This is a genomic window from Roseovarius sp. A-2 (assembly GCF_002072155.1).
GTDB lineage: Bacteria > Pseudomonadota > Alphaproteobacteria > Rhodobacterales > Rhodobacteraceae > Roseovarius.
On sequence record NZ_BDIY01000012.1, the window covers coordinates 86,697 to 102,575 of the forward strand.

12 protein-coding genes and 1 pseudogene are annotated in these 15,879 nt (G+C 63.6%); 6 read left to right on the forward strand and 7 right to left on the reverse strand.

The window, feature by feature from the left end; translation table 11 throughout:
- Positions 1–4 precede the first annotated feature (4 nt).
- The 4 genes from recF to gyrB all read left to right on the forward strand — a co-directional run bounded on the left by recF (position 5) and on the right by gyrB (position 4,666).
- Entirely contained in the window at positions 5–1,114 is a 1,110-nt protein-coding gene (gene recF / locus BHD06_RS14210) for a DNA replication/repair protein RecF (protein ID WP_080457638.1), read from the forward strand.
- Complete coding sequence (locus tag BHD06_RS14215) at positions 1,111–1,542, forward strand: VOC family protein (RefSeq protein WP_080457639.1); 432 nt, start codon at positions 1,111–1,113, stop codon at positions 1,540–1,542. Before recF ends, BHD06_RS14215 begins: the two co-directional genes overlap by 4 nt.
- Complete coding sequence (locus tag BHD06_RS14220; RefSeq protein WP_080457640.1) at positions 1,539–2,159, forward strand: LysE family translocator; 621 nt, start codon at positions 1,539–1,541, stop codon at positions 2,157–2,159. The genes BHD06_RS14215 and BHD06_RS14220 overlap by 4 nt, the downstream gene beginning before the upstream one ends.
- Before the next feature lie 89 nt (positions 2,160–2,248).
- Positions 2,249–4,666, forward strand: coding sequence for a DNA topoisomerase (ATP-hydrolyzing) subunit B (gyrB, locus tag BHD06_RS14225; protein ID WP_080457641.1), 2,418 nt, complete (start codon positions 2,249–2,251; stop codon positions 4,664–4,666).
- A gap of 278 nt (positions 4,667–4,944) precedes the next feature.
- On the opposite strand, the gene BHD06_RS14230 is transcribed toward gyrB, so the two are convergent.
- The 3 genes from BHD06_RS14230 to BHD06_RS14240 all read right to left on the reverse strand — a co-directional run bounded on the left by BHD06_RS14230 (position 4,945) and on the right by BHD06_RS14240 (position 8,675).
- Positions 4,945–5,373 (reverse strand): heme-binding protein, encoded by a 429-nt coding sequence (locus BHD06_RS14230; RefSeq protein ID WP_080457642.1) that lies wholly within the window; start codon positions 5,371–5,373, stop codon positions 4,945–4,947.
- Between the two features lie 26 nt (positions 5,374–5,399).
- Complete coding sequence (locus tag BHD06_RS14235; protein WP_080457643.1) at positions 5,400–7,547, reverse strand: malate synthase G; 2,148 nt, start codon at positions 7,545–7,547, stop codon at positions 5,400–5,402.
- A 153-nt stretch (positions 7,548–7,700) separates the two neighbouring features.
- Positions 7,701–8,675, reverse strand: coding sequence for a quinone oxidoreductase (locus BHD06_RS14240; protein WP_080457644.1), 975 nt, complete (start codon positions 8,673–8,675; stop codon positions 7,701–7,703).
- A gap of 330 nt (positions 8,676–9,005) precedes the next feature.
- Here BHD06_RS14240 and BHD06_RS14245 point away from each other — a divergent pair, with 330 nt between their 5' ends.
- Positions 9,006–9,494: a twin-arginine translocation pathway signal gene (locus BHD06_RS14245; RefSeq protein ID WP_080457645.1), complete on the forward strand. Its 489-nt coding sequence runs from the start codon at positions 9,006–9,008 to the stop codon at positions 9,492–9,494.
- 18 nt (positions 9,495–9,512) lie between these two features.
- Positions 9,513–10,118, forward strand: coding sequence for a ferric reductase-like transmembrane domain-containing protein (locus BHD06_RS14250; protein ID WP_080457646.1), 606 nt, complete (start codon positions 9,513–9,515; stop codon positions 10,116–10,118).
- 35 nt (positions 10,119–10,153) lie between these two features.
- Here BHD06_RS14250 and BHD06_RS14255 read toward each other — a convergent pair whose 3' ends face one another.
- The 4 genes and pseudogenes from BHD06_RS14255 to BHD06_RS14270 form a co-directional block, all read right to left on the reverse strand.
- On the reverse strand, positions 10,154–12,118 hold the full coding sequence (locus tag BHD06_RS14255; RefSeq protein WP_080457647.1) for a cache domain-containing protein: 1,965 nt from the start codon (positions 12,116–12,118) through the stop codon (positions 10,154–10,156).
- Between the two features lie 96 nt (positions 12,119–12,214).
- Positions 12,215–13,930, reverse strand: coding sequence for a SulP family inorganic anion transporter (locus BHD06_RS14260; RefSeq protein ID WP_080457648.1), 1,716 nt, complete (start codon positions 13,928–13,930; stop codon positions 12,215–12,217).
- A 52-nt stretch (positions 13,931–13,982) separates the two neighbouring features.
- Positions 13,983–15,659 carry a bifunctional protein tyrosine phosphatase family protein/NAD(P)/FAD-dependent oxidoreductase gene (locus tag BHD06_RS14265; RefSeq protein WP_080457649.1) on the reverse strand — a complete coding sequence of 559 codons (1,677 nt, stop codon included), beginning with the start codon at positions 15,657–15,659 and terminating at the stop codon, positions 13,983–13,985.
- A 36-nt stretch (positions 15,660–15,695) separates the two neighbouring features.
- Positions 15,696–15,879 (reverse strand): annotated as a pseudogene (locus BHD06_RS14270) (MBL fold metallo-hydrolase); the annotation flags it as partial.

Here is a 15,879-nt window from a genome sequence, read left to right on the forward strand (position 1 = left end):
GTGAATGCCCGGCCTCTATCTGTCGGAACTGACCCTTTCGCATTTCCGCTCGCATAAATCCGGGCGTCTCAACCTCGATGCGCGCCCCGTGGCGATCCATGGCCCCAACGGTGCGGGCAAGACCAACCTGATCGAGGCAGTCTCGCTCCTGTCGCCCGGGCGCGGCTTGCGGCGCGCGGCGGCGCAGGATATGGCGCGGCGGCCCGAAGCCCTCGGTTGGAAAATCACCGGCATTGTGCACTTGCTGACCCGCGTCCACGAGGTCGAAATCCTGTCGCAAGAAGGCGCGGCGCGGCAGGTGCGGGTCGACGGAAAATCCGCGACCCAACTGGCGCTGGGCCGGATCGCCCGGGTGCTGTGGCTGATCCCGGCGATGGACCGGCTCTGGATCGAGGGGGCCGAGGGGCGCAGGAGGTTTCTGGACCGGATGACCATGAGCTTTCTGCCCGATCACGGCGACGCGGCGCTGGCCTATGAAAAGGCGATGCGAGAGCGCAACCGCCTGCTCAAGGATCAGGTGCGCGACGGGCATTGGTATATGGCGCTGGAGCGGCAGATGGCCGAGGCGGGTGCGCAGATCCACGCCAATCGCAAACATGCCCTCGCCCTTATCGCGGGGGCGCAGATGCAGGCCGAAACCGCCTTTCCCGCCGCCGAACTGGACCTGATCCAGACCGAAGGTGAGATGCCGGAGGGGGCGGATGACCTGCGCGAGGCGCTGGCCGAGAGCCGGTTTCGCGATCTGATTGCAGGGCGCACTCTAGTGGGTCCGCACCGCGCCGATCTCTACGGGGTCTATGCCGCCAAGGGGGTGCCCGCCGCCGACTGTTCCACCGGCGAGCAGAAGGCGCTGCTTGTCTCGCTCATCCTTGCTAACGCCCGCGCGCTCGCCCGCGATTACGGTGCACCGCCGATTTTGTTGCTGGATGAGGTCGCGGCCCATCTTGACGCCACCCGCCGCGCGGCGCTTTATGACGAAATCTGCGCGCTCGAGGCCCAGGCCTGGATGACCGGTACCGGGCCGGAACTGTTCACCGAACTGGGCCCGCGCGCGCAACACGTCCACGTCACCGACACCGACGGCACCAGCCGGATCACAGCAGAGGCCCCATGACCCCGCAACGTGTCACCCTCATCACCCTTGGCGTCGAGGATCTCGACCGGTCGCGCGCGTTTTACGCCGCCCTTGGCTGGACCCCGGCAGAATCGCTGGACAAGGTTGCCTTCTACCAGATGAACGGGTTTGTTCTGGGGCTGTTCGGCAGATCCGACCTCGCCTCCGATCAGGGTCGCCCCGAGGCCACGCTTGGCACCGGCGCGATGACGCTGGCGCAGAACTTCATGACTGAGGCCGAGGTGGATAGCGCCTACGCCACCGCCCTTGCTGCCGGGGCGACCGCGCTCAAAGCCCCGGAAAAGGTGTTCTGGGGCGGCTATTCGGGCTATTTCGCCGATCCCGACGGCCATGTCTGGGAACTGGCGATGAACCCGTTCTGGCCGCTCTCCCCCGATGGCAGCCTCACATTGCCCGACGTTCCATGACCCTCGCCGCCCCTGATCTGGCGCTCTATGCGCTTGCCATCTTCATCCTGTTTCTCACCCCAGGCCCGGTCTGGCTGGCGCTGGTGGCGCGGGCGATGTCGGGCGGGTTTCACGCCGCATGGCCTCTGGCGCTCGGCGTGGTGGTGGGGGATGTGCTCTGGCCGTTCCTCGCCATTCTCGGGGTCACCTGGATCGTCTCGGTGTTTTCCGGCTTCATGCTGGCGTTGCGCATCCTCGCCACTGCGATGTTCGTCGGCATGGGCCTGCTGCTCATTCATAATGCCGACCGCACGATCAGTGCCGACAGCCGCCTGACGCGCCCCGGGATCTGGGCCGGCTTCATGGCCGGGCTTGCGGCGATCCTCGGCAACCCCAAGGCGGTGCTGTTCTACATGGGCGTGCTGCCGGGGTTTTTCGATTTGTCGCGCATCACGCCATGGGACATGGTGGCGGTGGTTGGCATTTCCTTCTCGGTGCCACTGATCTGCAACCTCGGACTGGCTCTCTTCGTTGATCGGATCAGGGGTCTCATCACCTCGCCGGGGGCGCTCAGACGCACCAATATCATCTCCGGTGTGCTGCTGATTCTGGTGGGGCTTGTCATTCCCTTCACCTGAGGGCAGGACATCCGCAAAATATAGCGGTTGGGCGTGACATTCCCCCCAATAAAACGTATAAAATCACAAAAATACGAAGGAACACGCGCATGTCCGAACCCGCCATCGTGCCCGAAGAATACGGGGCCGATTCCATCAAGGTTCTCAAAGGGTTGGAGGCCGTCCGCAAGCGCCCCGGCATGTATATCGGGGATACCGATGACGGCTCCGGTCTGCATCACATGGTCTACGAGGTCGTGGATAACGGCATCGACGAGGCATTGGCCGGTCACGCTGACGCGGTCAATGTCACGATCCACGCCGATTCCAGCGTCTCGGTCAGCGACAATGGCCGTGGCATCCCGGTGGACATGCATGAGGGCGAAGGTGTCTCGGCGGCCGAGGTGATCATGACGCAGCTGCATGCGGGTGGTAAATTCGACCAGAACTCCTACAAGGTGTCAGGCGGTCTGCATGGCGTCGGCGTCTCGGTGGTCAACGCGCTGTCCGAATGGCTGGAACTACGCATCTGGCGGGGCGGCAAGGAACATGTCGCGCGGTTCGAAGGCGGCTTTACCACCGAACCGCTGCGCGTCGTGGGCGATGCCGAGGGGCGCAAGGGCACCGAGGTGCGCTTTCTCGCCTCGACCGAGACGTTCTCGAACCTCGACTACAGCTTCGATACGCTGGAAAAGCGCCTGCGCGAACTGGCCTTCCTCAATTCTGGTGTGCGGATCATCCTGCGTGACGAACGGCCCGCCGAACACCTCGAATCAGAGCTGTTCTACGAGGGCGGGGTCAAGGAATTCGTCAAGTATCTCGACCGCCACAAGACCCCCGCCATGCCCGAGCCGATCTTTATCACCGGCGAGCGCGACGAGATCGGTATCGAGGTGGCGATGTGGTGGAACGACAGCTATCACGAGACGGTGCTGCCCTTCACCAACAACATCCCGCAGCGCGATGGCGGCACCCATATGGCGGGCTTTCGCGGCGCGCTGACCCGAACCATCAACGCCTATGCCCAGACCACCGGTATCGCCAAAAAGGAAAAGGTCAGCTTTACAGGCGACGACGCCCGTGAGGGGCTGACTTGTGTGCTCTCGGTCAAGGTGCCCGATCCGAAATTCTCCAGCCAGACCAAGGACAAGCTGGTGAGTTCCGAGGTGCGACCGGCGGTTGAGGGTCTGATGAACGAGAAACTCGCCGAATGGTTCGAGGAAAACCCGCAGGTGGCCAAGGTCATCGTGTCCAAGATCATCGAGGCCGCCCACGCCCGCGAGGCCGCGCGCAAGGCGCGTGAACTTACCCGGCGCAAGAACCCGATGGATGTGAATTTCCTTGCAGGCAAGCTCAAGGATTGCTCAAGCAAAGACCCGTCCAAGACCGAAGTGTTCCTCGTCGAGGGCGATAGCGCCGGCGGCTCTGCCCAGACCGGGCGCGACCGGGGCACGCAGGCGGTTCTGCCGCTGCGCGGCAAGATCCTCAATGTCGAGCGCGCGCGTTTTGACCGCATGCTGGGGTCTCAGGAAATCGGCAATCTGGTGATGGCGCTGGGCACCGGCATTGGCCGGGACGAATTCGACATCTCGAAACTACGCTACCACAAGATCGTCATCATGACCGATGCCGATGTCGACGGCGCGCATATCCGCACGCTCTTGCTGACCTTCTTTTACCGGCAGATGCCCGAACTGATCGAGGGTGGCTATCTCTATATCGCGCAACCGCCGCTCTACAAGGTGATGCGCGGCAAGTCAGAGGTCTATCTCAAGGATCACCCCTCGCTCGAGGATTACCTGATCGACCAGGGCACCACCGATGCCGCCCTGCGATTGGGGTCGGGCGAGGAAATCGCCGGGCCGGACCTCGTGCGCGTGGTCGAAGAGGCGCGGCAGGCCAAGCGCAGTCTCGAGGCGTTCCCGACGCATTATCCGCGCCACATTCTCGAACAGGCGGCCATCGCCGAGGCGTTCCTGCCCGGTCGCGTCGATAGTGACCTGCAAGGCGTGGCTGATACCGTGGCCACGCGGCTCGACATGATTTCCAACGAATACGAGCGCGGCTGGCAGGGCCGCCCGACGCAGGATCAGGGCATCCGCCTGACCCGCGTGGTGCGCGGGGTCGAGGAAATGCGCACGCTTGACGGCCCGGTGCTGCGCGGTGGCGACGCCCGAAGGCTGTCACAGATGACGAAGGCGTTGCGCGACATTTACCGCGAGCGCGCGACACTGCTGCGCAAGGACCGCTCACAGCCGATTTTCGGCCCGCTCGACCTGCTCGACGCGATCCTGAAGGAGGGGGAAAAGGGCCTGACGCTGCAGCGCTACAAGGGTCTGGGCGAAATGAACCCCGATCAGCTTTGGGAAACCACGCTCGACCCGGACGCGCGCACGCTCTTGCAGGTCAAGATCGACGACGTGGCCGAGGCCGACGATCTCTTTACCAAGCTGATGGGCGACGTGGTCGAGCCGCGCCGCGAATTCATCCAGGCCAACGCGCTCAACGTCGAGAATCTCGATGCCTGAATGTCTTGTCAACCACCCCGCAAGCGTGCGTTTCATCCTGTCCCATATGTCTGACCCAACTTGCCTGATCAAGATACTGTCGCGTCCAATGGGCATAGGAAGGAAAATCTGCGACGCAGGCCGCTGAAATGCAGTCCACCCCCGCGAAACGGAGTTTCAGAACCAGACGAGGCTTGTCGCCTTGCGGCGCGTGATACGGTCCGACGCACGCGGGCCAAGATGCCGGGCGGTCAAGCCGCGCATCCTGTCCGTGCAGATCGAATAGACGCCGCCGTCGTCTACTCTTCCGGTGTCAGCCCCACGGCCTCGATCCCTGCAACGGCGGCGATCACGTCATTGTCGGAACTGTCGCCGGTTACGCCCACAGCCCCGATGATCGTGCCACGCTTGTCACGCACCAGAACGCCCCCCGGCACCGGTACGACCTTGCCGCCAAAGACGCCGTTCATCGCCGCGAAGAAATAGGCCTGCTGTTCGGCGCGCGCCATCTGCGCGCGGCCCCCAATGCCCAGCATGATCGCGCCATAGGCCTTACCCTGCGCGATCCCGAAGCGGCCCGGCGAGGCGCCATCCTCGCGCTCGAACGCCTTTACATGGCCACCGGTGTCGAGCACCACCACCGAAAGCGGCTTGAAGCCTTCCTCGCGGCCCTTGGTGAGGGTCTTGCGGATGATCGTGCGGGCGCGGGTGAGCGAAAGTTCTGCCATGGGTATCTGTCTCCTGTCGGTCGGGATTACGAGGATTGCGCGGCCTTGAGTTCCAGCCGGCGACGGTGCAGCACTGGTTCGGTATAGCCCGAGGGCTGTTCGCGGCCCTTGAAGACCAGATCGCAGGCCGCTTGAAAGGCGATGCCGTCAAAGCCAGGGGCCATGGGCTGATATTGCGGATCATCGGAATTCTGCCGGTCCACCACCTGCGCCATCTTCTTCATCGCGGCCATCGCCTCTGCTTCGCTGACCACGCCGTGATGCAGCCAGTTGGCGATATGCTGAGAGCTGATGCGACAGGTGGCGCGGTCCTCCATCAGGCCGATATCGTTGATGTCGGGCACCTTGGAGCAGCCGACCCCCTGATCAATCCAGCGCACCACATAGCCCAGGATGCCTTGCGCGTTGTTCTCGACTTCCCGGATGATCTGCTCTCTCGACCATTTGCGGTAGGCGGCGACGGGAATGTCCAGCAGCGTGTCGACAAAGGCCCGCCGCCCGCCAGCCTTGAGCCTGTCCTGCACGGCAAAGACATCGACCTTGTGATAATGCAGCGCGTGCAGCGTGGCCGCCGTGGGCGAGGGCACCCAGGCGCAGTTGGCCCCGGCCTTGGGGTGTTCGATCTTCTGCTCGAGCATGGCGGCCATCATGTCGGGCATGGCCCACATGCCCTTGCCGATCTGTGCCTTGCCCGAGAGCCCGCATTCCAGCCCGATATCGACATTCTGGTTCTCGTAGCCGCCGATCCACGCCTTGCGTTTGATGAAATCCTTACGGCTGAAGGGCCCGGCCTCCATGCTGGTATGGATCTCGTCGCCGGTCCGGTCGAGGAACCCGGTATTGATGAAGGCCACGCGATGCCGGGCGGCGCGGATGCATTCCTTGAGATTGACCGAGGTGCGGCGCTCCTCGTCCATGACACCTATCTTGACGGTATGCTGCGGCAGGCCGAGAAATTCTTCGACGCGGGTGAAGATCTCGTCGGTGAATGCCACCTCATCGGGGCCGTGCAGCTTGGGCTTGACCACATAGATCGAGCCATGCAGTGAATTGCCGCTGTCGCGCTTTAGGTCGTGCATGCCGATCAGCGTAGTGATCGCGGCATCCATCAACCCCTCGAAGATCTCGTTGCCCTCGGCATCCAGAATGGCCGGGTTGGTCATCAGATGCCCGACATTGCGCACCCACATCAGTGCCCGCCCCTTGAGCGTCAGTTCGCTGCCATCCGGCGCGGTATAATTGCGGTCGTCATTGAGACGGCGGGTGACGCGCTTGCCGCCCTTGTCTAGCGTGGTCTCGAGAGTGCCTTGCATCAAGCCCAGCCAGTTATCATAGGCAAGCACCTTGTCCTCGGCATCGACGCAGGCGACAGAATCCTCGCAATCCATGATCACCGTGACGGCACTTTCCATCCGCACATCGGCCAAGAGCGCCTGATCGCGGCAGCCAATGAAATGCGCCCGGTCAAAGACCAGTTCGACATGCAGCCCGTGATTGCGCAGCAGGATTGCATCGGGGGCGCGGGGGTTGCCCCGGTAGCCCGCGAATTGCTCGGGTGCCGCCAGCGGGCAGTCATCGACCACAAGCGCGCCGTCCTGCACATGGTAGCGGCGCACATCGGCATGGCTGGTGCCGACCAGCGGAAACGCCTCGTCGAGAAACACCCGCGCCCGCGCCACGACCCGCGCGCCTCGGCCCCGGTCATAGCCGCCACCCGGCGGCGGCGTTCCCATCGCGTCGGTGCCATATAGGCAATCGTAAAGGCTGCCCCAGCGGGCATTCGCGGCATTGAGCGCGTAGCGTGCATTGGTGACCGGCACCACGAGTTGCGGCCCCGGCACCAGCGCGATCTCGGGATCGACATTCGAGGTCTCGATCTCGAAATCCGGGCCTTCCTCGACGAGATAGCCGATCTCCTCAAGGAACCGCTTGTAAGCCTCGTGGTCATGCGGCTGGTTGCGGTGGCGGATGTGCCAGTCGTCGATTTGGTTTTGCAACTCTTCACGCCGCGCGAGCAAAGCCTTGTTCTTCGGGGTCACCTCCTCGACCAGAGTGGCGAAGCCGGACCAGAAATCGTCACCGGAAACCCCAGAGCTCGGAAGGGCCTTCTCATCGACAAAGCGAGCCAGTTGCTCCGCCACCCTCAGGCCATGCTTTTCGATACGTTGCACCATGTCTCGTTCCTCCGCTTGTGATCCGGTCAGGCATACAGTTGCATGCCGTCTTGTGGCTATCTATTCCGAAAGTTTTCGTTAGACCACAAGATTGGTAAAGATTTTTTGCCAAAATATAGGGAGTGCACGCGGTGCTACGACCCAAAGCCGGGCTCAGATCTCCAGTATCGTACTGCCGGTTGTCTTGCGCGCCTCCAGCGCCTCATGCGCCTTTGCCACATCGCGCAACGCGAATCGCTGCCCGATATTGATTGTCACATCCCCTGCCAGCACCTTTTCGGCCAGATGCCGCGCCATGGCCTGACATGTCGCGTGATCCGCAATATGCGTGAACAGCGTCGGGCGGGTGATCTTGAGTGACCCCTTTTTGCCCAGAAGGCCAATGTCGAAAGGCGGCACCGGCCCCGAGGCATTTCCGAACGAGATCATCATGCCCAAGGGTCGCAGGGACTCGAGCGATCCGTCGAACGTATCCTTGCCCACGGCATCCATCACCACGTCGACGCCCTTGCCGTCTGTCAGGCTACGCAGCTGCGCCACCCAATCGCCGCTGCGGTAATTCAGGCAATGGGCTGCACCGTGATCCAGCGCGAGTTGGCATTTTTCGTCCGTTCCCGCCGTGCCGATCAACGTGATTCCTTCCGAGCGCGCCCATTGGCATGCCAGTAGACCCACGCCCCCCGCCGCCGCGTGAAACAACACCGTGTCCCCCGACGTCAGAGGCGTTGTGCGGTGAAACAGATACTCCACCGTCAACCCCTTGAGCATCATCGCGGCCCCTTCCTCGAAGGAGATGCCATCGGGCAAGGGGCAGACCTGCGCGGCGGGCATCACACGTGCCTCGGCGTAGGCACCCGGCGGATTCGAGGCGTAGGCGGCCCGATCACCCACCTTCAGATGGGTGACGCCTTCGCCCACGGCCTCGATCACGCCTGCGGCTTCCATGCCCATGGCGTGGGGCAATTGCATCGGATAGAGGCCAGTGCGCTGATAGACATCAATGAAATTCAGGCCCACAGCCTTGTGAGCGATGCGGACCTCGCCCTTGCCCGGTTCCCCGACATCGAGATCCACCAACTTGAACTGTTCCGGTCCGCCATGCGCTTCGATAATCGCTGTTAACGCCATTTTCGATCCTCTCCATTTTTCTGCACCATGAGGATAATATTCCCCGGATGTCCAATGTTACCTAGGCTTTTTGTGCTGGGCATTCCGAACTTGGCCGAGAGGCATGGGGCGGATTTTGCGGCGATTTATGCCTTTGCTGCCGGTATCCGTGCTGCTGGCGTTGATCTGCGGTTGTATGATGCCGGGACACGATGCAAAGGCTGGCGTATCACCAAGCTGTGAACGCAGACTTGCCGGGTTTGCAGGGCCGCGACTCGGAATCGGCGCGTGATGCCCTATAATCTGCGTCATAGGCGACCAGAGAGTCTCAAACCCACGAAAGGACGCGCCATGCCGACCAGTTTCTTCACCCGCCGCGCCTTTATCGCCGCCGGTTGCGCTATTGCCGGGGGCGGGGCCTCGGACCTGATCGTGCCCGCCCACGCGTCAGGGCTCGAACCCACTCGCACCATGCGGGGCGGCTCGAACAATTACCTGCCCGATGCACCCATCGTCGAACGAATCGGCGGCGGCGGCTTCTGGATGACGGGCACTGTGCGCCGTGCAGGCGACGGCGCACCGCTACCCGGTCAGCGCATCCAGATCTGGGCGCACACGACCGAGGGGCACGAACGCGACCCACACAGCCATGGCGCGACGCTCACCGATGAAAACGGCCAGTTCCGGCTCGAAATGCCGCAGATCGTGCCCGCTTTCGGCCAGCCGCACGGCCATCTCGCCTATGACAGCGGCGATTTCGAGACGGTGTTCCTTCGCCCCGTCATGCCAAGCGCGAGCAGCACCAGCCTCGAGGCGCATTTCGTCCTGCAACCCGCCTGATCTGGCAAGTTGAAAGACGTGCCGCGTATCCGCGCCATCGTGATCTGGAGTGCGCTGCTTCTGGCCGCCGCGATACCGGTCATCGCCGCCGGCCAAAGCCCGCTTCTGGCCTGGCGCAGCCCGATCTATATCGCGGCCGGTTTCGCCGGGGTGATCGGTCTCGTCCTCATCCTGTTGCAATCCCTGCTGATCGGCGGCTACCTGCCGGGCCTCTCACAGAACCGGCGCCTGCACAGACTGGCAGGCATACTTCTGGTGGTGATGGTGATCGTGCATGTTGCAGGCCTTTGGATCACCAGCCCTCCGGATGTCATCGACGCGCTGACCTTCACCTCACCCACCCCATTTTCGGACTGGGGCGTCATCGCCATGTGGATGGTGTTTCTTGCCGCGGTTCTAGGCGCCCTGCGCCGCCGGTGGCCATGGCGGTTGCGCAGTTGGCGGCTGGCGCATACCGGGGCCGTTCTGGTGGTCGTGACGGGCACGGTCGTGCATGCGCTGCTGATCCAGGGTACGATGGAGACCGTCTCGAAATCCCTGCTCTGCTTGGTGGCGGTGATCGCACTCGCCAAGGTCATCGCCGACCGGCGCGTCTGGACATCGGGGATGCGCCGCCGAAGGTGAGTTGAGCGCTTACCCCATGATCCGGCAGCCCCATATTATGCCTGCGCAGTTTGCGGCAGATGAATGCGAAAACAACTGCCCTCGCCCGGGGTGGAGGTGACACTCAATTGCCCGCCCGCGCGGGTGATCAGGGTCTGGCTGATCGACAGGCCCAGGCCGGTGCCCTCGGCCTGCTTGGTGGTGTAGAACGGATCAAATATGCGCTTGCGCACCTCCGGCGTGATGCCGTGGCCGGTATCCTCGACATGAATCGCCACGCCCGCCCCCTCGTCAAAGACCCGGATCGTCAGGGTGCCGCCCCCGGCCATCGCATGCACCGCGTTGAGGATCAGGTTGACGATCACCTGCTGCAATTCGGTCCGCGCCATCAGCACCGTGCGGTCGCTGTCGAGCCGCAGGACGACCCTGACGCCCGCGGCCTCGATCTGGTGCTTCGTCAGCACGATGCAATCGCGCGCCACCTCGGCGGGGTGGATCGTGCTGCTTGCCCCGGAATACTCCTCTGGCTTGGCGAATTGCAGCAGTTTCGAGACGATGGCGCTGATCCGGTAGACCTGATCGTCAATCAGGTCGAACTCGGTCTTCACGGCGTCGGCCTCGCGCCGGAGCGTGTTGCGCGCCACCTCCAGATTACCCTGAATGACGGCGATGGGGTTGTTGATCTCATGTGCGACGCTGGCGGTGATCTCGCCCACGGCGGCCAGCTTTTCCGACATGATCAGACGTTCGGTGGTCTTTTCCAGCTTGCGGGTGGCCCCGCGCAGATCGCGGGTGCGCTCCTCGACCTTGTGCTCCAGGCTCTCGCCCCATTCGCGCAGCTGGCGGTCGCGTTCCTGGATCCGGTCCAGTAAGGTGTCGAGATGGGCGGCGACCTGCGCGATCTCGCCGGTATCGGCCTCGGGGCGGTTGCGCGCGTCCATGTCGCCCGTCTCGACCCGGGCGATGGTCTGGGTCATGCGCTCCAGGGGGCGAAAGATATGGCCCGCCCATCGCAGGAAGATCGGCACCGATAGGATGGCGATCAGCACGAACAGGGCGGCGAGGATGATGATGGTGTTGGTCTTGGCGGCCTGAAAGGGGGTCTCCAGAAAGCCGACATAGAGCATGCCGACCCGCGCGCCGCGGCTGTCCAAGATCGGTTCATAGGCCGAGATGTACCAGTCATTGACCACAAAGGCCCGGTCGAGCCAGATCTGCCCCTCGCTCAGCACCCGCGCCCGTACCTCGGCCGAAACCCGCGTGCCGAGCGCGCGCACGTTCTCGAAAAGGCGCACATTGGTCGAGACGCGCACATCGTCGAGAAACAGTGTCGCGGTGCCCTGACTGCCCTCGGGCAGGCTCTGGTCGCGGTAGACAAGCGCGTTGATCGTGTCGATGAAACCGAGATTGCGGTTGAGCAGCATGCCCCCCACCAATGCGCCGGGCCGCCCGTCGGGCAGGGGGATCGGGGCGGCGGAATGGATGATCATGCCGCGATCCTCGACCGCGCGGTCGGTGGGCACGGCGGCGCGCGTCTCGACCAGCCGGATCGCCGCCTGTTCCGCCATGCCGGGTGCGAGCGCATTCATCTGATCCCGGGAGAGAATATCCACCGCGCTGCGCCATTGGCCCTGCAAGGCGCTGCGCACCACCGGCCAACCCGTCGGGTCGAACCCGTCCCGCACAGCCGTGTCATCGGTCAGATAGAGGAAATCCAGTCCGAGCCTTTCACGCTCCGCATCCAGCAGCGCCGCCCGCGCCTGAGGTGTTTCCATCGCCTCGCGCAGGGCCACGGAGTTGGCGATGGCATCCAGCCGCTCGCCCGAATTCTCCAGCAACCGTTTCAGATACTGTTCGGCAATCGTCAGGTCGCCATTGACCTTGGTGATCAGCAGATCGTCGATCCGGCTGGTCCACCGCAGGGTCGTGCCGCCCAGCAGAAGCGGCAGCAGGACCAGCATCGGCAAGAGCGCGATGACAAGAAGACGGATGCGCACGGAGGAGAAAAGCCGTTTCAGCATGATCGAGACCGTTTCCTCCCCGTGGTCAGGATGCACAGCTCGGTATTATGGACCGCGCGACGGGCAAGATAAACGGGTTTCGAGCATAGTCGACCGTCACCGGGCCGAGGTCAGAGCCCGCCACGCGTCGTATTGCGACAGAAACACTTGGCCTGTCACGTCGTCGAGGAAATGACTGCGCCGGAGCCGGTCCATCACCGGGCCCTTTACCTCGCTCAGATGCAGGGTGATGCCCGCCGTCTTGAGCCGTTCATTGATCGCCTCCAGACTTTCGAGTGCCGAAAAGTCGATCTCGTTCACCGCAGAGCACATCAGCACCACGTGACGCAGGTCGCAATCCCCGGCGATGCGGTTCTGGATCAGATCCTCGAGAAACCGCGCATTGGCGAAATAGAGGCTCTGATCCACCCGCAGCGTCAGCAGGGTTGGATCGGTCTTGACCTCGTGGCGCAGGATGTTGCGAAAATGCTGCGTGCCCGGTACCAGCCCCACTTCGGCCACATGCGGGTGCGATGTCTTGTAGAGATGCAGCGCCAGCGACAGGAGCACCCCGGCGGAGACTCCCGCCTCCACCCCCATCCCGAGGGTGAGCAGGATGGTGGCTAGCACGGCGGCGAAATCGGCCTTGGAATAGCCCCAGGATTTGCGAAGGATCGAAAAATCGACCAAGGTTAGGACAGCCACGATGATCGTCGCCGCCAGCACCGCCTTGGGCAGAAAGAAGATGAGCGGCGTCAGCGCCAGCGCCGCGATGGCCAGCCCGACGGCGGTGAACGCCCCGGCGGCGGGTGTCTCGGCGCCTGCATCGAAATTCACCACCGAGCGGGCAAAGCCCCCGGTGACCGGATAACCCCCGGTAAAAGCCGCGCCGAGATTGGCGGCCCCCAGCCCGATCAGTTCCTGGTCGGGGTCGATCCTTTGGCGTTTCTTGGCAGCCAGCGTCTGCGCCACCGAGACCGATTCGACAAAGCCGATCACCGAAATGAGCAGCGCGGGCACCAGCAACGCGCCCAGAAGATCGGGCGAAAGATCGGGCATCGTGAGCGGCGGCAGTCCTTGCGGAACCGCCCCCACGATCGCCACGCCGCGCGCATCGAGGCCCATCAGCCAGACCGCTGCCGTGCTCAGCGCCACCGCTACCACCGGTCCCGCCTTGGCGAGGATATCGGCGGCGCGCGGGGCAAGTCCCATCCGCATCAACAAGGGTTTCAGCCCCTTGCGCACCCAGAACAGGAACGCCGCCGCCAGTGTCCCGATCACCAGCGTGGCCAGATGCACATCCCCCAGATGTGCCGCCAGAGACCGCAGCATCTCGACCAGCGTATGCCCGCCCGCAGGCACCCCGAGGATATGTTTGAGCTGGCTTGTGGCGATGAGCAGCCCGCTTGCGGTGATGAACCCCGCGATCACCGGATGGCTGAGGAAATTGGCGACAAAGCCCAGCCTGAGCAACCCCATCCCCAAGAGCATCGCCCCCGACAGGAGCGCCAGCGTTAACGCCGCTGCGGCGTAGCCCATGCTGCCCGTCTCGGCGACCTGCCCGATGGCCGCTGCCGTCATCAGAGACACCACCGCCACCGGCCCCACGGCCAGCGCGCGGGAGGTGCCAAAGAGCGCATAGAGCATGATCGGCACGATCGAGGCGTAGATCCCCGCCTGCGCGGGCAGCCCGGCCAGCAGCGCATAGGCCAGAGATTGAGGGATCAGCATGATCGTCACGATCACCGCCGCCACCAGATCGTTGGTCAGCGTGGTGCGGCCATAGCTGCGCCCCCAGTCGAGCGGCGGAAGGTAGCGGGCAATGCGGGGCATTCGGGGTGGTCTTTCAATCAAGAAGTGTCAGGCGGAGCGGCAGGCCGGCACCTCACCCCCCGGCGCTGATCTTTTCGGGGCGGGCCATCCATTCGCGACCCCTGAGCATCGCCTTCCAGTAGATCGGCGGTAGCATTTTTTCCTTGAGCAGCCAGGCCAGACGGCTCGGCTTGGTGCCATCAATCAGAAACTTCGGAAAGCTGGGCTTCATCACGCCGCCATAGCCAAACTCGGCCAGCACGATCTTGCCGCGCTCCACCGTCAGCGGGCAGGAGCCGTAGCCGTCATATTGCGCCACCGGCTCGCGGCCCGCGATGTCGGCGACGATGTTCTCGGCCACCACCGGGGCCTGTATTCGGGCCGCAGCGGCGGTCTTGGCATTGGGCGCGTTCATCACATCGCCGAGCGACCAGATATTGTCATGGCTCCTGTGGCGCAGCGTCGCCTGATCCACGTCGATCCATCCGGCGGCATCCGCCAGTGGCGAGACCCGGATGAAATCCGGCGCGCATTGTGGCGGGCAGACATGGATCATGTCGAAATCAAGCGTCACGCACTCCGGCGTGCAATCGGGCTTTGTGACCTCGAAAGTGGCCTGCCTTGCCGGGCCATCCACCGCCACGAGGTTGTGAAAGAAATTCAGTCGTGCGCTGTATTTGTCCATGTAGGATTGCAGCGCGGGCACGTAATCCTTGACCCCGAAGAGCACCCCGCCCGCGTTGCAGAACCCGATCTCGATATCCCTGAGGCGGCCCGTGCGGTGCCAGTGATCGGCCGAGAGATAGAGCGCCTTTTGCGGCGCGCCTGCGCATTTGATCGGCATCGGCGGCTGAGTGAAAAGTGCGCGGCCCGTCTTCAGCCCCTGCACCAGTTCCCATGTATACGGGGCCAGATCGTAGCGGTAATTCGAGGTGACGCCATTGCGCCCCAGGGTCTCTTCCAGCCCGTCGATCTTTGCCCAATCGAGCTTGAGCCCCGGACAGATCACGAGGCGGTCGTATTTCACAACCCGGCAGCCATCGAGAATTACGGCGTTGTCGGTGGGCTCGAACGCGGCGACGGCGGATTTGATCCAATGCACTCCGCGCGGAATGAGGCTGCCCATGGTCTTGGCGGTCTCGGCGGGTGCAAAGATACCGCCGCCAACCATGGTCCATCCGGGCTGATAGTAATGGATTTCCGCCGGGTCGATCAGCGCGATCTCCAGTCCCGGCTTGCGCGCCCGGAGGCTCGCGGCCACGGCAATGCCGCCCGCGCCGCCGCCCACGATCACCACATCGAACTTCGCGTCGCCCGAATCGGTGGGCGTCTTGCCGCCATTGACGATCCGCCGCGCGACCCCGGCCATGTCATAGCCTGCGGCATTGGTCGCGGCGAGGATGTCGGGCACCGGGCGGGTCTTGGCCTGGCTCAACGACCAGAGTGTGGCCGAGCGTGTGCCGGTGCGGCAATAGGCCAGAACCGGGCCGGGCAGTTCCATCAGCGCCGCACCAAAGCTCTCGGCGTCCTCATCGCGCACCAGGCCGGAGGTCACCGGCAGGTAACGTGCTACAAGCCCCGTCGCTTTCGCCGCCGCCTCGATCTCATCGAAATTCGGCTGGTCGACCCCTTCACCATCGGGACGGTTGCAGATGATGGCCCGGTACCCCGCATCACGGATCGCGGGCATGTCATCCGTACCGATCTGAGGGCTGACCGACAGCGCGTCGCTTAGCTCGTTAATTTGCATCGCATGTCCTCCCGTTTGGGGTTGTTTGCGCTGAAATCAGAGCGCGTTGATCGGCACTTTCAGCATCGGGTTTCCGTCGCGGTCCGTCGGCATCTCGCCTGCGCGCATGTTCACCTGAAGCGAGGGCAGGATCAGCCGAGGCATGGCCAATTGCGCATCGCGTTCGGTGCGGAACCTGACAAATTCCTCACGGGTCTTGCCGCCGCCCACGTGGATGTTG